Source organism: Leisingera sp. G5_S3_59_S7 (assembly GCF_054968485.1).
In genome coordinates this window covers 38,842-58,004 of record NZ_JBQKUH010000027.1, presented here as the reverse complement: position 1 = coordinate 58,004, position 19,163 = coordinate 38,842, and the positions used below count along the sequence as shown (strand labels likewise).

Here is a 19,163-nt window from a genome sequence, read left to right as displayed (position 1 = left end):
CCGGTTCCACCCTGCCGGTTCTGGCAGCGTTCCGGTCCCATTGCTGCCACTAGCCGATCCAAACCTTTCCGCTCAGGGCCTCCTTGAGTGGTTCCTGCAGGTCTTCATAACGCCGCCATTTGCCCCAAGCCCGCGGTATTGATGCCGTCGCGCACCTGCATCCGCGAGGCTGTTTGCACGGTTCGGCGCCGCCCTGAACCGGGCAGCTTCGCGGTTCAGCGGCGGCGCATGGGGCTCCGCAACGCTCCCCCACTCCCACGAGGGCGGTCACAGTCAGCTCCAGAGAACCATCATAATCATCAGCAGGTTCATCGAAGCAAATTGCATCAGCCGCGGCGCCCGCTTACCCTTAGCCGCGGCAAACAGGGCTGCAGGGACAGAGACCGCCAGCCCGGCCAGCGCCAGGCTGCCGCCTGCCGCGCCGGCCAGCCCGGTGCCCGGCCCCCAGGGCGAACCCGGCAGCACCATGCCTTTGAGACCGACGCCGATCACAAGCCCGGTCAGCGCACCGGCAAGGCTCAGGACCGCGCTGCGCGGCTGCCGCGGCTGCCGGCTGCCCAGCATGCTGTCAATCATCTTACGCGTCGGCACGGCGCTCGGCTGCCAGTCAATGCGGTCAATCCGGTCTTCGAAGCTGTTGATATACAATGCATTTCCCCCTGAACTTGCCGCCAGATTCACGAAAAATTAAGGCAAATGCATGACGTCCCGTTGGAGTTAACGGGGCATTAAGAAAAGTTATCCACAGATTAACCCGAGCGGGCAGATTATTCCGGCACATCCGGTCCGGCCGCGCCGGCGCTCTAGCTGCCCCAGATCTTCTTCACATAGTTCTGGGTTTCTTTATACGGCGGCACGCCGCCGTGTTTCACCACCGCTTCCGGCCCGGCATTATAAGCCGCCAGCGCCAGCCGCCAGGAGCCGAACTTGCGGAATTGCCGCGCCAGGTAGCGCGCGCCGCCATCCAGGTTCTGCTTGGGCACCGCCGGGTTGACCCCCAGTGCCCGCGCCGTGGCAGGCATCAGCTGCGCCAGCCCCAGCGCGCCCTTATGCGACTTGGCATTCGGATTCCAGTTGCTCTCCTGCTGGACCAGGCGCAGAAACAGGTCTTCGGGCACGCCATGCTGGCGGGCGGACTCGCGCGCCATTTCCAGATACTGCCCGCGGTACTTGCCGTTATAAGGCAGCGTTCCCGCGGCAGAGGGGATCCCATAGGTTTTCGGCTGCAGCCGGACCGAGTTCTTGTACTGCGCCGCTGCGCGGCCATCCAGCACCCTGGTATGGGCGGCAAACAGGTCCCGCCTGCTTTTCGTGCTGAGTACATCGGCCGCGGCGGGCTGCCCCGCTCCCATGACCGCAATCACCAACCCCGCAACGGCTTTGCGCATTTCCGCTGTCCTGATACTGTCCCACTGCGGGCAATATACCCAATGCGAAACAAAATTAAAGCAACACGGGCGTGAACCGCCGCAAATCCCGCGCGCGTGCCCCGGAAAGCATCCACAGATGCCTGCTTTTCACGCCAGTCATGGGGCTATACTGTCGCCGGAACGCAGCGGGGCCGGATTCGAGCCCTGCCGCTGCTGGACAAGACGAACAGAAACTAAAGGACGGATCCCTATGGCCGGCTCACTCAACAAAGTCATGCTCATCGGCAACCTGGGCCGCGACCCCGAGGTGCGCAGTTTTCAGAACGGCGGCAAGGTCTGCAACCTGCGCATCGCCACGTCGGAAACCTGGAAGGACCGCAACACCGGCGAGCGCCGCGAAAAGACTGAATGGCATTCCGTGGCGGTCTTCAGCGAAGGTCTGGTCCGGGTTTGCGAACAGTATCTGCGCAAAGGTTCCAAGGTTTACGTCGAAGGCCAGCTGCAGACCCGCAAATGGCAGGATCAAAGCGGCCAGGACCGCTATTCCACTGAGGTGGTGCTGCAGGGCTTCGGCTCCACCCTGACCATGCTTGACGGCCGTGGCGAGGGCGGCGGCGGCGGCCAGAGCGGCGGCGGCTATGGCGGCGGCAGCCAGGGCGGCGGCGGGTACGGCGGCGGCTATGACAGCGGTTCCCAAGGCGGCGGCAGCGGCGGCGGGTACGGCGGCGGTGCCTCGCATAATATCGACGACGACGAAATCCCGTTCTGAACCAGCGGCTGCGGCCCGGCTGCCGCAGAAAATGTTCCGGAAAGCCCCCAGGCCCCGTGCCGCGGGGGCTTTTCAAATTCCGCCGTGCTTTTTCGAAGATTTAACGGCTCGCGCAGCGGCCCTTCCCTCGGAAAAACCGGGCCGGCACCCTTTCGCACCGCACCCCGTGCTTGCGCATGGAACCGGCCAAGCGCACTAAGTTATCCAATCAATTTCAACAATTTACCTGACCCACACCTGCCCTCTGCTAACGGCTTCCACTCGCATATGAAGGCGGCCTTGCTGCACAGTCATCCCCTTCCTTCAGGGTAGCCGAATATTAAGACACATTCCGCATTGTGGATGCAACTGATGCGATAAATGTTCAACAAGGGTTCAGATTATGGGTATGCGATTTCTGCAGCATCTCTCGATTAAGGTGAAGATCACCATGCTGCTGGCGGCGCCGCTGCTTCTCAGCCTGTGGTTCATAGGCAATAAGCTGATAGAGCTGTATGAACGGGCACAGATCAACACAGCCCTCGCCGGGGAGCTTCTCGAAGGGACCAGCAGCCTGGTGCATTCGCTGCAGGTCGAACGCGGGATGAGCGCCGCTTACCTGGGCAGCGAGTCGTCTGTGATGCCGGAGGCGCTTGTGAAGATCCGGCAGACAAATGACGCTGCAATGGCCGGTTTTCTTTCCAAGCTGGAGCAGGTGGACCGTGATGGGCTCAGCACCGAAGCCCTGCAGTCATTCCGCGTCGCGCAAACTGAACTGGGCCGGAAAAAGGAAGTCCGCCAGCAGATCGCCAGCCGCGCGATGCCGGTTCGCGCTGCAGTTGAGTATTACACTGATCTGAACACGGCGCTGATCCAGACCGGGCTTTCTGTCGCTCAGCAAATCGACAACCCCCGGATCTCCCAGGAAGCTGTCGCCCTGTCAATGTTCCTGCGGGCCAAGGACGCGGCCGGGCTGGAGCGCGCGGCCGGAGCGGTGGGATTTGCCAATGGCTGGACGCCAACCGATTTTCAGATTTTCGTCGCAACGCATGAACGCTTCAAGGAACGCCTGGACCGCTTTCTTGACTTTGCGACAGTGGAGGACCGCAACGCCGTTGCCAGCCTGAAGTCCACACCTGAAATGAAGAAGTTTGAGGACATCCGGCAAGCCATCCTGAGCGGCGGGGATCTCTCGGGCTTTACCGCCGACTCATGGTTTGCAGCCGCCACAGATATGCTGAAAGTCCTGCGCGGCAAGGAGTCGCTCCTCATACAGCACCTCGAAGAGGACATGGCCGCTTTCGATGCGCAGAACAAACTGCTGCTGACTGAGATGGCCATCTTCACGGCGGTTCTCCTGGCCGGTGTCCTGTTCCTGAGCCTGGTGATTGCGCGCGACATGACCAGCGGTCTGTCGATCCTGAACAAGGCGCTGAAACAGCTCGCCAGCGGTGACGCCAATGCCGAAGTTACCGGTGCCAGCCGCCGGGACGAGATCGGCGCGGTCGCTCGCAATGTCGTCGAGCTGCGCTCCGTTACCCAGCAGAAGCAAGAAGAGGAAACCCGGGCCGAGCAAGAGCGCCGCGAGGAAATCCTGTCAGTCGCCCGCCGCATCGGCGCTGCCCTGATGGATCTGCAGAACAAGCGGCTGGACAACCCTATCACGGAGTTTTTCCCCGTCGAGTTCAAGTCGATCCGGATGGATTTCAACGACTCCCTGAAAGCGCTGAGCGAGGCGGTCTCCTCCATTGGTGAGCTGACCAGCAGCGTCGATGAAAGCACCCGGTCGATTGCGGAAGCTTCGATGGATCTGGCGCACCGCACCGAAGCGGAATCGGCAACGCTGGAGAAAACCACCCATGCAATGCGCGAACTGACTTCCAATGTTCAGCAGTCGGCGGAGAATGCAGGCCGTGCGGAACGGCTGGCCGACAGCGCCCAGACCGGCGTCGCCTCCTGTGACCAGGTGGTGAAGAACACCATTGTTGCGATGGACAAGCTCCAGGAATCCTCGCAGGAGATCTCGCAGATCACCAAGGTGATTCAGGATATCGCCTTCCAGACCAACCTGCTGGCGCTGAATGCCGGCGTGGAGGCCGCCCGGGCCGGCGAAGCGGGCCGCGGCTTTGCGGTGGTCGCCAGCGAAGTGCGGATGCTGGCGCAGCGCTGTGCCGATGCGGTGCAGCAGATCGACGAGCTGACCGCCCGCAGTTCCGAGCAGGTCAAAAACGGCGCCACTCTGGTCGATCAGGCCGGCCAGGCGATGTCCAACGTGAATGAGCAGGTGGGAGAGATTTCCACGCTGGTCGTTGAAATCGCCGGAAATATCAAGGAACAGTCGGTGCAAATGGGCGATGTGAACACCGCCGTGGGCGAGCTGGAAGTGATGGCGCAGCAAAACGCCGCCATGGCCGAGCAGACCACCGCCGCCACCACCTCCCTGTCTGAGCAAGCGCAGGAGCTGCGGGAGCTGGTCACGCAGTTCACCGTTCCTCAGGCCTCCGGCTCTCTGCCAGCGCTCTCCGGCCCGGTTAACGGGGGCGAGCCGCACATGACAGTCGACTTCGACGCCGATCAGCCCGGCTATGACACAGGCAGCGCTGCGGCCTGAGACCGGCCGCCGCCGCGGGCACTCAGCTAAAAAGGGCAGCCGTTGCGGCTGCCCTTTTTTGCGTTTCCGGTCTCAGCCGGTCCATCCTGCCAGTCAGGCCCCGGCGCTGCGCAGCACTGACAGGACCTGCTCCGGCGGCACATCGCCGGTCACAAAGGCCTCGCCGATGCCGCGCGCCAGAATGAACCGCAGCTGGCCGGCAACAACCTTTTTGTCCTGCCCCATCAGCTCCAGCAGCGCCTCCGCCCCGGGCAGTTCACCCGGGATGTCCGCCAGATCGGTCTTCATGCCCATCGCCTTCAGATGCGCCCGCACCCGGCTCGGATCCTCCTGGGAGCACAGGCCCAGTTTCGCCGACAGCTCAAACGCCAGCGCGCAACCGATCGCAACCCCCTCGCCATGCAGCAGCCGGTCCGAATATCCGGTCGCCGCTTCCAGCGCATGGCAAAAGGTGTGGCCCAGGTTCAGCAGCGCCCGGTCGCCCTGCTCGGTCTCGTCGCGCACGACGATATCCGCCTTCATCTGCACCGAGCGCGCCACCGCCTCGACCCGCGCGGCCACATCGCCGGCGGCCAGGGCGGGGCCGTTTTCCTCAAGCCAGGCAAAAAACGCCGCATCGCCCAGCAGCCCGTATTTCACCACTTCGCCATAGCCGGACAGGAAATCGCGCGGCTGCAGCGTTTCCAGCACCGAGGTATCGGCCAGCACCAGCGAGGGCTGATGGAAGGCGCCGATCAGGTTTTTCCCCTGCGGCGCGTTGATGCCGGTCTTGCCACCGACAGAGCTGTCGACCTGCGCCAAGAGAGAGGTCGGGATCTGCACGAACCGCACCCCACGGCGCAGCACGGCGGCGGCAAACCCCGCCAGGTCGCCGATCACCCCGCCGCCAAAGGCGATGACCACGTCGCCGCGCTCCACCTTCTGCTCCAACAGCCACTCCACCGACCGGGTGAACTGCGGCCAGCCCTTGGTTGCCTCGCCCGGCGGCAGTGCCAGAGCGGTCATTTCCACCCCGGCAGCCGCCAGCCCGGCGCGCAAGGCGTCCAGATGCTCCTCCGCCACGGTCTCGTCGGTCAGCACTGCCACCTGCGGGCGTTTCAGCAGCGGCTTGATCCGCTCGCCCGCCTGCGCCAGCAGCCCGGGGCCGATCACCACGTCATAGGCGCGCTCACCCAGCGGCACGTGAACCGTGCGTTCCATCATTTCCACTCCAGTACATCGGGGCGTGCCTTCAACGCGTCCAGCACACGGTCAACCATGGTTTCAATCGCGGCCTGGCCATCGGAGGCGACGGTCAGGTCGGCCTTCGCATAAAGCGGCACCCGCTGCTCGTACAGGCCCCTAAGCGTCGCATAGGGATCGGCTGTGCGCAGCAGCGGCCGGGTGTCGCGGTGGCGGACCCGGTTCCACAGAACATCCAGGCCCGCGTCCAGCCAGACAGAGACCCCTTTGGCGGTGATCACCTCGCGGTTTTCCTGCGCCAGAAACGCCCCGCCGCCGGTCGACAGAATACCGCGCTCCTCCTCCAGCAGGCGGGCAATCACCTGCCGCTCCTTCTGGCGGAAAAACGGCTCACCGTCGCGGGCGAAAATTTCCGGGATGGTCATATTGGCTGCGGCCTCGATCTCGTGGTCGCTGTCCAGAAAGGGCACATCCAGTCGAGCCGCCAGCGCCCGCCCCACAGCGGTTTTGCCAGCCCCCATCATCCCCACCATCACGATGGTTTTCTTCAACTTCCCAGGCACCGGGCCTGCTGCCTTCTGGCCGCTGATTTGCTCTTTTTCGCTCATTCTTCAGTGAATGACGTGATCTTGCGGAAAAGGGAATATATAACTTGGGCAAAAGAGCAGGAAACAGGCATTGGACACGATATGGGGCGTTTGATTAAGTATCTGGTCTATTTGGTAGTTCTCGCCGGGATCGGGCTGGTGGGCTATGCCTATGTGGGGCCGTGGTTCGGCGCCGATTTCCGCGCGCCCAGCACCGAAGTGCGCAAGCCGGTGGTCCTGAATGCGGATTAAGGCAGCTGCCGCAGGGGTCATGATGGCAGGCAGCGCCCTCGCCAATGAGCCCCTGGCAGCGATCGACTGGCTGAACCGGCCGCCGCCGCGCAGCGGCCTGCCCGGCACCGTGCTGCTGGAGCCGCCGGTTACCGGCACCGCCGCCGTGCCGCCCGTGGCTGTCACCCCGCTGGAGACGCTTCAGCCGCCTGTGGGTCTGGTGCCCGCAGCCGCAACCGGGCTGCCGCCCGACATGTGGCGCGGCAGCAGTGCGGAGGATATCGCCCGACTGATCGAAACCGTGCCCGTGCGCGGCAGCCCGGCGATGCAGGCGCTGCTGTTCACCCTGCTGCTGTCGGAAAGCCGCCCGCCCGCCAACTCCAAGGACCGGATCCTGCTGGCCCGGCTCGACCGGCTGCTGGCCTTGGGGGCCGCCGACCCGTCGCAGGCGCTGGCGGAACACGCAGGCCCCATCAGCAGCAAAGAGCGCTTTGCCCGCTGGTTCGATACCACCCTGCTGACCGGCAGCGAGGATGCTTCCTGCGAAGCGCTCGCCGCGGCCCCGCACCTGTCGGACAGCTATGGCGCCAGGATCTTCTGCGCAGCGCGGCGCAGCGACTGGCCGACCGCAGCGCTGATGCTGGAAACCGCCCACGCGCTGGAGCTGCTGCCCAAGGAGCGGATGGACCTGCTGGACCGGTTCCTCAACCCCGACCTGTTTGAGATGGCACCGCCGCTGCCCCATCCGGCGGATCCGGATCCGCTGACCTTCCGCCTGTTTGAAACCATTGGCGAACCGATGCCCACGGCGCCGCTGCCGCCGGCCTTTGCCGCGGCGGACCTGCGCGACATTGCCGGCTGGAAAGCCCAGCTGGAGGCAGCTGAGCGGCTGGCGCGCGGCGGTGCGCTCAACCCCAACCAGTACCTTGGCTTGTTCAGCGACCGCAAACCGGCCGCCTCAGGCGGCATTTGGGACCGGGTTGCTGCCGTGCAGCAGCTTGAGCATGACCTGAACTCGGGCAGTGCTGACGCACTCGCTGCCTCCCTGCCCCGCGCCTGGGCGGCGATGCAGCAGGCAGGCACCGAAACCGTTTTCGCCGATCTTTTTGCCGAGCCGCTTGCCCGGGCAGACCTGAACGGCCCGGAAAAGGCATTGGCCTGGCGCATCCGCTTGCTGTCACCGCTCTATGAGCTCGCCGCGCACGCCGCCCCTGCCGCCGGCGCCGAGGAGCAGTTCCTGGCAGGGCTTGCCCAGGGACGTCCCGGCGATGCCCCGGCCCCGTCGCCGCTGGCGGAAGCCATCGCGCTGGGGTTCGAACCGGAACGGCCCGTTCCCGCCCGGATCCGGCAGCTGCTGGACAACGGCCAGCTGGGCGAGGCGATCCTGCGCAGCATGGTGCTGTTTGCTCAGGGCGCCGACGGCAATCTGGGCGATCTGACCGCCGCTCTGGCCGCCTTCCGCGCCGTCGGGCTGGAGGACACCGCCCGGCGGGCCTCCCTGCAGCTGATGCTGCTGGAGCGGCAGTGACATGGCTGCCCCCGCCGCGAACTTTCAATGGATTTCCACCTTTCTCGACGCCCAGGCGGCAGAGACCGGCGCCTCGCAGAACACATTGCTGGCCTATGGCCGCGATCTCAAGGACCTGACTGCCTGGCTGGAGCACCGCTCTCTGGATTTTCATACCGCTTCCCAGGATGATATCGAGGCCTACCTGATCAACTGCGACGCGCAAGGACTGGCCCGCTCCACCCGGGCGCGGCGGCTGTCGGCGGTCAAGCAGATCTACCGGTTTGCGTTCGAGGAAGGCTGGCGCGAGGACAACCCGGCAATTCAGATCCGCGGTCCGGGCCGCGAGAAACGGCTGCCGAAAACGCTGGAGGTGATCGAGGTCGACCGCCTGCTGGAGGCCGCCCGCAAGACCGGCCGCAGCGAGGCCGACCGGCTGCGCAACACCTGCCTTATGGAACTTCTCTATGCCACCGGAATGCGGGTGACGGAGCTGGTCTCGCTGCCGGTCTCCGCCGCCCGCGGCGATCCCAGGATGCTCTTGATTCTCGGCAAAGGCGGCAAGGAGCGCATGGTGCCGCTGTCGCCGCCCGCGCGCGAAGCGCTGGCGGCCTGGCTGCTGGTCCGCGACGCGGCGGAGGACGAGCGCGAGCAGAAGGGCACTCCGGCCTCCCGGTTCCTGTTCCCCTCGCGCGGCAGATCCGGCCACCTGACCCGGCACAGATTCTATCTGCTGATCAAGGAACTGGCGGTGACCGGAGGCGTTTCACCGGACAAGGTCACACCCCACACCCTGCGCCATGCGTTTGCCACCCACTTGCTGGCCAATGGCGCCGACCTGCGCGCCATCCAGGCATTGCTGGGGCATGCCGACATTGCCACCACCGAGATCTACACCCACGTGCTGGACGCCCGGCTGCAGGAACTGGTGCTGGAGCATCACCCGCTGGCCAAGGACGGCTGACGGCGCCTGCAGAACTTGAAGCGCAGGCCCTAAGACCCCATAACTGTGCAGACATTCTCAACAACGGACTCCAAATGGACCCCGCCACACCTGTTTTTGACAGCGACTTCTGGATCACTGCCGGCTCGATTGCACTGCTGCTTGTGTGCTCCGGCTTTTTCTCCGGCTCCGAGACCGCGCTGACGGCCGCCTCTCGCGGTAAGCTGCGCAGCCAGGCCGACAAAGGCTCGGCGGGGGCCAGACGCGCGCTCCAGATCACCGAAGACAACGAACGGCTGATCGGCTCGGTCCTGCTGGGCAACAACGTCGTAAACATCCTCGCGGCTTCGCTCGCCACCGCGCTTTTCACCCGTATCTTCGGTGAAGGCGGCGTTGCGATGGCCACGCTGGTGATGACCCTGCTGGTGCTGATCTTTGCCGAGGTTTTGCCCAAGACCTACGCCATTTCCAACGCCGAAAAGGCCGCCTCCGCCGTCTCGGCGCCGATCGGTCTCATCGTCAAGGTTCTGTCGCCGGTGGTGGGCGCGGTGCGGCTTTTCGTGCGCGGCGTGCTGCGTGTCTTTGGCGTCCGCATCGACCCGGACAGCCACATCATGGCGGTGCGCGAGGAGATTGCCGGCGCCCTGCACCTGGGCCATTCCGAAGGCGTGGTCGAAAAAGAGGACCGCGACCGCATCCTGGGCGCGCTGGACCTGTCCGACCGCTTTGTAGAGGAAATCATGCTGCACCGCTCCAACATCGAGATGATCGACGCGGACGCAGAGCCCGAAACCATTCTGGAACAGTGCCTGCAAAGCCAGCACACCCGCCTGCCGGTGTTCCGCGGCGAGCAGGAAAACATCATCGGCGTGGTCCACGCCAAGGATCTGTTCCGAACCATGTACACCCAGGCCGGCGGCGCCGAAGGCGATTCCGAACGGCTGAAAGCCTTCGACATCACCGAGGTCGCCAAGGCCCCGTATTTCGTGCCCGAAACCACAACCCTGGACGAGCAGATGCGGCAGTTCCTGCGGATGCACTCGCATTTTGCGCTGGTGGTGGATGAATACGGCGCCCTGCAGGGCCTGATCACGCTGGAGGATATCCTGGAAGAGATCGTCGGCGAAATCACCGACGAATTCGACCCTGACGAGGAAATCATCGTCAAGAAGACGCCCGAGGGCTCCTATCTGGTCGACGGCGCCGCCACCATCCGCGACGTGAACCGCGCCACCGAATGGAACCTGCCGGACGACGAGGCCAACACGATTGCCGGCCTGGTGATCCACGAGGCGCAGATGATCCCGACCAAGGGCCAGGTGTTCTCGTTCCACGGGTTCCGTTTTGAGGTCACCGAACGGGAAGGCAACCGGGTGACCGGCCTCAGGATCCGGCCCCTGTCATGAGGCCCGCGAAGTGCCCTGACAGCCGGCAGGTGCAGCCGTGACACGCGCGGCTGCGCTGGCCTGGGATGGCTTTGACAGGGTTGTGCTGGACTTGTTCCGCCAGCTCCGCTGGTCTTTCCTGCCGCCGCTGCTGATCTATTTCGCCTATGGCGCGCAGGGCATCACCACCGTCGCCGCCTCATTTTTTGTCAAGGAATACCTGGACTTGTCCGCCGCCTTTCTGGCGGGGCTGGCATTCTGGGTCGGGCTGCCCTGGGCGTTGAAGATGCCGCTGGGACATCTGGTTGACCTGATCTGGCGCTGGAAATACCTGCTGATCCTAGTGGGGGCCGGGCTGATGGCCGGCAGCTACGGCATCCTGGCCGCCATCGTGCTGGAACCGGCGCTGATGGATGCGGTGATGCCCGTCAGCGCCTGGTACGTCACCGCCGCGCTGCTGGCGCCTTGCGGTTTCGTGCTGCAGGACGTGGTGGCGGACGCCATGTCGGTGGAGGCGGTGCCCCACACCGACGCCCGCGGCAATCCCCTGCCCGAGGCTGAGACCAAATCCCTGCACACCACCATGCAGACCTTCGGCCGCATCGCGCTGATCGGCGGCTCCAGCGCCGCCGCGGCCTTGAACGTTGCCCTGTTCGACGGCGCCGACGCGCTGCCGCAACCGGAAAAGGGCGCGCTTTACGGCTTTGTCTTCACTCTCGCCCTGCTGATCCCGGTGATTTCGCTCTCCGGTGTGGCGCTGGCGATCTGGCAAAAGTGGCGCAAGGCCAACCGGCTGCGACGCGCGGGCGTGGCGGAGGCCGATATCCGCAGCCGCATTGACCTCCCGCGTGAGCCGGTCGCCCCGAACCACTGGTACTTCATCGGCGGCGGCGCCTTTGTCGCGCTGTCGCTGGCCGTGGGTCTGGGCGATGTACCCTATTCGCAGGAAATCGTCTTTGCAGGCTCCATGGCCATCGTGCTGTTCCTGATGCGCCAGCTGGTGGCGGTACTGCCCGCAGATCAGGCCCGCACCCTGATCGGCACTGCCATCATCATCTTTGTCTACCGCGCCACCCCCTTGCGCGGCCCCGGCGCCACCTGGTTTGAAATCGACGTGCTGGGGTTCGACCAGCAGTTCCTGTCGGTCCTGTCCCTCATCACCTCGCTGCTGACGCTGGCGGGCATGCTGATCTTCCGCCCGATGATGGCCAGCCGCCCGATTGCCTGGATTGTCGCCTTCCTGGCGATCACCGAGGCCGTCCTCAGCCTGCCCAACATCGCGCTTTACTACGGTGTTCACCACTGGACCGCCGCGATGACCGGTGGCGTGGTCGACGCCCGCTTTATCGCCATCGTCGACACCGCGGTGGAATCCCCGTTGGGCCAGGTTGCGATGATCCCGATGCTCGCCTGGATCGCCCGCAACGCGCCGTCGGGGCTCAAGGCGACCTTCTTTGCGGTCATGGCCTCCTTCACCAACCTGGCGCTCTCGGCCTCCAGCCTGGGCACCAAATACCTGAACGAGATCTTTGTGGTGACGCGCGAGGTCACAGATTCGGCTGGCAGCATCACCACCCCTGCGGATTATTCCCAGCTGGGCATGCTCCTGATCACGGTTGGTGTCATTCTTCTGGCCGCACCGCTGACTGCCATTTTCCTCATCCAGAACAGCCGTTTCCGCACCTCTGAATAACCCCGTCAGCCTCCGGCGGTCCGTTAGCGGCATTCCGCGCCGTTTTTCTTCTGGACTACTGTTCACTTCTGTACAGAATGCAGGAAACGCCTATTCAGGGAGGCCCGAATGAAAACCACCACCCGCGTGGCAGTGATCGGCGGCGGCGTCGTCGGCTGCTCTGTCCTCTACCACCTGACCAAGCTCGGTTGGTCCGACGTCATGCTGATCGAACGCTCCGAGCTGACCAGCGGCTCCACTTGGCACGCGGCGGGCGGGTTCCACACCCTGAACGGCGATACCAACATGGCCGCGCTGCAGGGCTACACCATCAAGCTGTATAAAGAGCTGGAAGAGATCACCGGCATGTCCTGCGGGTTGCACCACGTCGGCGGCGTCACCCTGGCCGAGACCCAGGAACGCTTCGACATGCTGAAGGCCGAGCGCGCCAAGCACCGCTTCATGGGGCTGGAGACCGAAATCGTCTCCCCCGAAGAGATCAAGAAAATCGCCCCCGTCACCAACGTGGACGGCATCATCGGCGGTCTGTATGACCCGCTCGACGGCCACCTCGACCCTTCCGGCACCACCCACGCCTATGCCAAGGCCGCGCGCATGGGCGGCGCCACGATTGAGACCCACTGCAAGGTGATCGAAACCAACCAGCGCCCCGACGGCACCTGGGATGTGGTCACAAGCAAGGGCACCATCCACGCAGAGCATGTGGTCAACGCAGGCGGCCTGTGGGCGCGCGAGGTCGGCGCCATGGCGGGCGTCTACTTCCCCCTCCACCCGATGGAGCACCAGTATATCGTCACCGACGAGGTGCCGATGATCGCCGAAATCATTGATGGCGGCGGCGAGCATCCGCATGTGATGGACCCGGCCGGCGAAAGCTACCTCCGGCAAGAGGGCCCCGGCCTCTGCATCGGTTTCTATGAACAGCCCTGCAAACCTTGGGCGGTCGACGGCACCCCCTGGGACTTCGGCCACGAGCTGCTGCCCGACGATTTCGACAAGATCGAGGATTCCATCGCCTTCGCCTACAACCGCTTCCCGGCGCTGGAGGCCGCAGGCGTCAAATCGGTGATCCACGGCCCCTTCACCTTTGCCCCGGACGGCAACCCGCTGGTCGGCCCGGTGCCCGGTATGCGCAACTACTGGTCCGCCTGTGCCGTCATGGCCGGGTTCAGTCAGGGCGGCGGCGTCGGCCTGATGCTGGCCCAGTGGATGGTCGAGGGCGAATGCGAGCGCGACACCTTTGCGATGGACTGCGCCCGCTTCGGCGACTGGATCACCCCGGGCTACACCCGGCCGAAAGTCATTGAAAACTATCAGAAACGCTTCTCCATCGCCTACCCGAACGAGGAGCTGCCTGCCGCCCGCCCGTTCCGCACCACCCCGATGTACGACATCTTCGATGGCATGGGCGCGGTCTGGGGCGCGCAGTACGGCATGGAGGTCCCGAACTACTTCGCCGAAGGGGACGAGCCGCGCTATGAAACCCCCTCCTTCCGCCGCTCCAACGCGTTCGAGGCCGCCGCGCGCGAGGTCAAGGCAGTGCGTGAAAACGTCGGCATCAACGAGGTCCACAACTTCGGCAAGCACCTGGTCAAGGGCGCCGGCGCCCGCGCCTGGCTCGACCGCATTATGGCGGGCCGGGTGCCGCAGCCGGGCCGCCTGTCGCTGACCCCGATGCTGTCGCCCAAGGGCCGCCTGATCGGTGATTTCACCATTTCCTGCCTGTCGGAGGAAGAATTCCAGCTCACCGCCTCCTACGGCTCACAAGCCTATCACATGCGCTGGTTCCTGCAGAACCTGGACGACGGCGTCAGCCTTGAGAATATCTCTGACACCCGCAACGGCTTTCAGATCGCAGGCCCCAAGGCGCGCGAGGTGCTGCAGGCCTGCACTCGTCAAGACATCTCGGACATGCGCTTCATGGACGTGCGCCGCCTGACCGTGGGCATGGCCGACTGCATCGTGCAGCGCGTCAGCTACACTGGCGATCTGGGTTATGAGATCTACTGCGATCTGCCCAGCCAGCGCGCCCTCTGGGATGCGCTGTGGAATGCAGGTCAGCCGATGGGCATGAAACCTTTCGGCATGCGGGCGATGATGTCGCTGCGCCTCGACAAGTTCTTCGGCTCCTGGCTGCGGGAGTTCTCGCCAGACTACACCGCCGCGGAAACCGGGCTGGACCGCTTCATCTCCTTCAAGAAACCCGTTGATTTCGTCGGCCGCGCCGCGGCCGAGGCCGAACGCGCTGCAGGCCCCGCCCGCCAGCTCTGCGCCTTTGAAGTCGAAGCGGACGACGCCGATGTGGTGGCCTATGAGCCGATCTGGCTGGACGGGGGGGTCGTGGGCTTCTGCACCTCTGGCGGCTACTCGCACTATGCGCAGAAATCCATCGCGCTGGGGTTTGTCCCCACGGGGAAAGCCGTTGAAGGCCTGGAAGTGGAAATCGAAATCCTCGGCAAGATGTACAAGGCCCGGCTGATCACCCAGCCGCTGTTCGACGCCGACGGCGCCCGGATGCGCGGCTGAGGCCCAAAAGCACCGGAGTCAGGTCAGCCCGCCTGACCTGACTCCGCGCTGTTGCGAAGGCAGCGCACGCTGACGCCGCGAAACCCGCGCAACACATAGGTCAGCGGCCGCACCCGAATGTTTCGCGCGCGAAACATTCGGTCACCCCTGCTGACCTATGCGGCTTTCACTGGATCCGTCTCTTCATCTGGCTAAAAATATCCCCGCCGGAGGCATCCATCAGCCCGGCACAGCGCCGAGGTTTGAACAGTCATGACCGCCATCGCCATTCTCCTGCTCGCCGCCGGCGCGTCGTCCCGGATGCAGGGCCGCGACAAGCTGATGGAGGAGGTGGAGGGCCAGCCCCTGCTGACCCTGATGTGCCGCCGCGCCGCGCTGTCCGGGCTGCCGGTCTTTGTCACCCTGCCCAGCCTGTCCCATCCGCGGGCGGACGCAACAGGCGATGCAACCCAGGTACCGGTGCCTGACGCAGCTGAGGGCATGGCCGCCTCCATCCGCCGCGGCACCGCGGCGCTGCCTGCTGAGACGGAGGCGGTGATGATTCTGCCCGCCGACATGCCGGAGATCACGGCGCAGGACATACTGCACCTCGCCGCGCATTACCGCGGACCAGACAGCCCCATCCTGCGCGCCACGGGACAGGACGGCACACCAGGCCATCCGGTGCTGTTCCCGCGGCGCTGCTTTGCGGCCCTGAAATCCCTGCGCGGCGACCAAGGCGCCCGCAGCATCCTGAAAGCCGAAACGGTCCAGCCTGTTTCCCTGCCCGGCCGCCACGCGCTGACCGACCTGGACACACCCGAAGACTGGGCCGCCTGGCGCCGCCGCCGCTGACCCGCGCCGCTAATGCAGAGAAGGCAGGGCACAAGGCCCTGCCTTCCTGCGCTACGCTCTTATCCACCGCTTCCCCCAAAGCGGCAGCTGCACCTTTCAGTGCACAAGCAGATGCGCCTCGTGTTTACGCAAGGACCGGCGCGCCGCGGTATAACCCTCGCGGCCTTTTAGCGATTTCAGCTCCGGGAACAGCTCGAACAGTTCATTGCGCTGTGCATTGTCCAGGCCGCGCAAGGACTGGTCGCCGGGCTGGAAGCTCTCGGTCCAGGCGCCATCGGACAGCACCACTTCATGCTGATCGAACATGAAGTGAATATAGGTGATCTTGGACACCTCCACCCGGTCGACACCGCGCAAGCCAGTCAGATGCTTGGCTGCCACCAGAACCTCACGGTCCTCGAAATACAGCGCGGTCTTGTCGTTGGCGACCAGCACGCGGTGGTTGGGGCTGACCATCATGTCGCGCTCCGGCAGGCCGTTGCCCAGGGCGCCCCTGCGGATCAGCACCGGCTGCAGATGCGACGCGCCGGCCAGGTCCCGGCCTTCCAGCGTGCGCGCCGCGATCCAGCGGATTTCCTGGATGCCGTTGTCGCGGGTGATCACCCGGTCGCCGGCCTTCAGATCCTCGACCCGGCGCTCGCCCAGCGGAGTGGCGATCAGCGTGCCCGGTGTAAAGCAAGGAATGATCTGCTCGATCTCTCCAAAGGTCATCGAGCCGGTCACAGCGCCGTCGCCGTCCAGGAAATTGACAGTGCCCGAGATGCTGTTGCCATCCGCATCCTCGGTCACGCCAGTCAGCTCAAACGGGCCGGAGCCGCGCAGATCCAAGGAATCGAAATCATCGCCGCCCGAGCCGCCGTTCACGACGTCACCGGCAGTGCCGCCCAGGAAGGTGTCGCGGCCCCCGCCACCCGACAGGGTGTCCGCCCCGTGGCCGCCGGTGATCAGATCGTTGCCCGCCCCGCCCCTGACCACGTCGTCGTCGATGCCGGCGTCAATTGTGTCATCGCCCGACCCGCCGGTGATATAATCGTCATCATCCTGGCCATAGATCAGGTCGTTGCCGCCGCCGCCGTGGATGGTGTCCATCCCATTGGCGGGGTCCGGGTCAGCCGGGCGGCCGTCGCTGCCGTCATCGGTGATGTTCAGCCCGTCGGGGAACGCCGGGTCCAGCCCGCCAAAGATGGTATCATCGCCGCCGCGCCCGTAAAGGATATCGGAGCCTTCATTGCCGGCCAGAAAGTCATCACCCGCGCCGCCGTCGATGGTGTCGTCGTCGATACCGCCGTCGATCACATCCATGCCGGTGCCGCCGTTAATCAGGTCGGCATCGTCCCCTGTCGAGATGGTATCGTTTCCGGCACCGCCCAGCACCGTGTCCATATCGTCCGCCGGGTCCGGATCCGCGGGGATGAAGGGGATGTCCGGGTCGGTGCCGGTGTAGCCCGGGAAACCGCGGTCCGGCAGCGGCACACCGCTGTCCCTGGAGGTGTCGATGACATCGTCGCCGGTGCCGCCGTCCACGGAGTCGGAGCCGTCGCCGCCGTCAATGGTGTCGTTTCCGCCGCCGCCCAGGATGGTGTCATCGCCCTCGCCGCCGGTCAGCAGGTCGTCGCCCGGCACCACCGGGTCCAGCGGATCCGATGAGTAATCGAAATGGGTGTTATCAAAGCTCGTGCCCGAGGTGCCCAGATCGACAGTCAGCAGGACGTCGTCGAAGTCCCTGTCTCCAAGGCCGGGCAGATCCTCGAAACCGATCTGCACGGAGCCGTCCGGGTTCTGGCCAAAGCCATGAGTGTGGACCAGCCCATCGGAATTCAAACCGGCATTGCCGCCATATCCGGAGGAGTAATACGTGCCCTTGGCGTTGGAGATGCCGACCCCGACAATGGCGCCTTCGGGGGCGACGTAGGTGAAGCTGCCGCCAACGCTCTCGTTGGCGTTTTCGGTCAGCACCACCACGTTGCTGATCTCACCGGTCTCCGGGTCGATGGTATAGGCGAAAAGCTGGTTTGCGATGCCCGCGGTGGTGCGGTCGATTGTAATGGTAACTGCCGCAGTGGCGCCGGACACACCGTCGCCCAGGATCAGGTCGCCGCCGCTGCCGCCCTCGACGGTGTCATCACCTGCGTCGGCATAGATGCTGTCATCACCCGCGCCGCCCAGAATGACATCATCATCCGACCCTGCCGCCGGGCCGGTGGCGTCGGCGTTGTCCACCATGTCACCGTCCGGATCGCCGGTGTAGGCGGCATCAATCAGGTCATCGCCCGAAGTGCCCTCGACAATCCCGTCCCGTGCCGGGTTCGGCTGCTCGTCGTTCTTTGTCATTACCCTCTCCTCACCGGTCGGGTGAAAACCCAACTGCCGGGCCCGCCGGACAGCCATGCGGTCTGCCGCAGTCAAAACACCAGCCCACGCGGGTAGAGAGCCAATGCGCGCACGCACCGGATTGCGCGCCTGAATGACGCGCAAGCGGATAGCAGCAGCTTTTTAATCAGTGGTGCGCCCGAAAAATCAGCATCGGGATTTGTCTTAAAATTTAGCAGTCCACCACAGTCCAGCAGCTCGCAGAACTCGCCCCCCAAAATGGGCTAGACCATGCATACTTTAGGCACCTGCGCCCTCAAAGCCGAAAAATTGCCTAAAATTCCTCGCATTGTCCTCGCCATCTGGCCGGCAGCAGCAGCGTCCCGCCGCGCATTGTTTCCACCGAAGCGGGAAGCACGCTCCGCAACCTGCCGAAATATGCACAGCGCCGCATGCAACAGAGGTCCCAGGGTGGCATTCGTTTCCATTTTCGAAACACAATCCAACGATCAGACTGCCCCGGAAACCCGCCAGGACCGCCTGGCGGCACTTCGGGAAATGGACTGTTATTGGTTTCAATTCACCGGAAATACTGAGTTTGTTTCCCGAAACGCGCAATCCCGCCCGCCTCTCTTTCGAATCAAAGCCCCTAACCGAAGGGTCAGCGCGGCCAGACCCGAAAGCGAATAACGCTAAAAAATTTAGCGAACCCTCCAGCACTCAGCCGCCGCCAGCCCGCAGCCCAGCCCGACGTAGAGCCACTGCGCGGCCCGGCCAAAAATCAATAATCCCGCACCTGGAAAATCCGGGTATACTTGGCTTCATCAACAGACAGGAGACCACAATGCTATACCCGCTCGCCACGCTCGAAACCGAGAAGCTCAACGCGATCCAGGATCTCGAGAAGGATATCGGCAGCCCTGTGGTGGCGCTGGCCGAGGTCGAGGCGGATACCGCGGCGCTGCCGGAAGATCAGCTCAAGAAGCTGCAGGAGCTGGAAGAGGAACTGGGCGTCGTTCTGGTGGCGGTCCGGCCCAACTGATTCAAACCGCAGGACTTAGCTGCACAAGCCGCGAGCACAGCCGCACGGCACTAGCACCGGCCGCGCATCCGGGCAACTGATTGCATCTAACTGGGGGTTATGGCGGAGAGACAGGGATTCGAACCCTGGAGACGGTTTCCCGCCTACACACTTTCCAGGCGTGCGCCTTCGACCACTCGGCCACCTCTCCGTTG

At 64.5% G+C, this 19,163-nt stretch carries 15 protein-coding genes and 1 tRNA gene; 10 read left to right on the top strand and 6 right to left on the bottom strand.

The features are described 5' to 3' along the window. Positions 1-273 precede the first annotated feature (273 nt). Both ACTRWG_RS13335 and ACTRWG_RS13330 read right to left on the bottom strand, forming a co-directional pair. Positions 274-648 carry a hypothetical protein gene (locus ACTRWG_RS13335; RefSeq protein WP_259956570.1) on the bottom strand — a complete coding sequence of 125 codons (375 nt, stop codon included), beginning with the start codon at positions 646-648 and terminating at the stop codon, positions 274-276. Positions 649-803: 155 nt separating this feature from the next. Next, positions 804-1,388 carry a lytic transglycosylase domain-containing protein gene (locus tag ACTRWG_RS13330; protein ID WP_027237438.1) on the bottom strand — a complete coding sequence of 195 codons (585 nt, stop codon included), beginning with the start codon at positions 1,386-1,388 and terminating at the stop codon, positions 804-806. 232 nt (positions 1,389-1,620) lie between these two features. On the opposite strand from ACTRWG_RS13330, the gene ssb reads away from it, so the two are divergent. Together ssb and ACTRWG_RS13320 are read left to right on the top strand one after the other, a co-directional pair. Beyond that, positions 1,621-2,139 (top strand): single-stranded DNA-binding protein, encoded by a 519-nt coding sequence (ssb, locus tag ACTRWG_RS13325; protein ID WP_435659444.1) that lies wholly within the window; start codon positions 1,621-1,623, stop codon positions 2,137-2,139. 382 nt (positions 2,140-2,521) lie between these two features. Beyond that, a complete protein-coding gene (locus ACTRWG_RS13320) occupies positions 2,522-4,729 on the top strand; it encodes a methyl-accepting chemotaxis protein (protein WP_462829427.1) in 2,208 nt (735 codons plus the stop codon). A 93-nt stretch (positions 4,730-4,822) separates the two neighbouring features. Here the strand turns inward: ACTRWG_RS13320 and aroB are convergent, their stop codons facing one another. Continuing rightward, positions 4,823-5,929: a 3-dehydroquinate synthase gene (gene aroB / locus ACTRWG_RS13315; protein ID WP_027237436.1), complete on the bottom strand. Its 1,107-nt coding sequence runs from the start codon at positions 5,927-5,929 to the stop codon at positions 4,823-4,825. Further along, entirely contained in the window at positions 5,929-6,519 is a 591-nt protein-coding gene (locus ACTRWG_RS13310; protein ID WP_027237435.1) for a shikimate kinase, read from the bottom strand. The genes aroB and ACTRWG_RS13310 overlap by 1 nt, the downstream gene beginning before the upstream one ends. 81 nt (positions 6,520-6,600) lie before the next feature. Here ACTRWG_RS13310 and ACTRWG_RS13305 point away from each other — a divergent pair, with 81 nt between their 5' ends. The 7 genes from ACTRWG_RS13305 (at position 6,601) to ACTRWG_RS13275 (ending at position 15,617) form a co-directional block, all read left to right on the top strand. Next, positions 6,601-6,750 carry a hypothetical protein gene (locus tag ACTRWG_RS13305; protein WP_167332331.1) on the top strand — a complete coding sequence of 50 codons (150 nt, stop codon included), beginning with the start codon at positions 6,601-6,603 and terminating at the stop codon, positions 6,748-6,750. Next, the gene (locus ACTRWG_RS13300) at positions 6,740-8,257 is read left to right on the top strand and encodes a hypothetical protein (protein WP_027237434.1); all 1,518 of its coding nucleotides are present in this window, start codon (positions 6,740-6,742) and stop codon (positions 8,255-8,257) included. Before ACTRWG_RS13305 ends, ACTRWG_RS13300 begins: the two co-directional genes overlap by 11 nt. Position 8,258: 1 nt before the next feature. Then, positions 8,259-9,200: a site-specific tyrosine recombinase XerD gene (locus ACTRWG_RS13295; protein ID WP_027237433.1), complete on the top strand. Its 942-nt coding sequence runs from the start codon at positions 8,259-8,261 to the stop codon at positions 9,198-9,200. A gap of 74 nt (positions 9,201-9,274) precedes the next feature. Continuing rightward, entirely contained in the window at positions 9,275-10,585 is a 1,311-nt protein-coding gene (locus ACTRWG_RS13290; RefSeq protein ID WP_027237432.1) for an HlyC/CorC family transporter, read from the top strand. A gap of 37 nt (positions 10,586-10,622) precedes the next feature. Continuing rightward, entirely contained in the window at positions 10,623-12,257 is a 1,635-nt protein-coding gene (locus ACTRWG_RS13285) for an MFS transporter (RefSeq protein WP_259956577.1), read from the top strand. A 108-nt stretch (positions 12,258-12,365) separates the two neighbouring features. Continuing rightward, positions 12,366-14,783 carry a GcvT family protein gene (locus tag ACTRWG_RS13280; RefSeq protein ID WP_462829426.1) on the top strand — a complete coding sequence of 806 codons (2,418 nt, stop codon included), beginning with the start codon at positions 12,366-12,368 and terminating at the stop codon, positions 14,781-14,783. 252 nt (positions 14,784-15,035) lie between these two features. Further along, complete coding sequence (locus ACTRWG_RS13275) at positions 15,036-15,617, top strand: nucleotidyltransferase family protein (RefSeq protein WP_462829425.1); 582 nt, start codon at positions 15,036-15,038, stop codon at positions 15,615-15,617. Between the two features lie 96 nt (positions 15,618-15,713). On the opposite strand, the gene ACTRWG_RS13270 is transcribed toward ACTRWG_RS13275, so the two are convergent. Then, positions 15,714-17,948 carry a Hint domain-containing protein gene (locus tag ACTRWG_RS13270; RefSeq protein ID WP_462829424.1) on the bottom strand — a complete coding sequence of 745 codons (2,235 nt, stop codon included), beginning with the start codon at positions 17,946-17,948 and terminating at the stop codon, positions 15,714-15,716. A gap of 823 nt (positions 17,949-18,771) precedes the next feature. Here ACTRWG_RS13270 and ACTRWG_RS13265 point away from each other — a divergent pair. Then, complete coding sequence (locus ACTRWG_RS13265; RefSeq protein ID WP_027237427.1) at positions 18,772-18,969, top strand: hypothetical protein; 198 nt, start codon at positions 18,772-18,774, stop codon at positions 18,967-18,969. Positions 18,970-19,069: 100 nt separating this feature from the next. Here ACTRWG_RS13265 and ACTRWG_RS13260 read toward each other — a convergent pair. Next, a tRNA-Ser gene (locus ACTRWG_RS13260) sits at positions 19,070-19,159 on the bottom strand. Between the last annotated feature and the right edge of the window lie 4 nt (positions 19,160-19,163).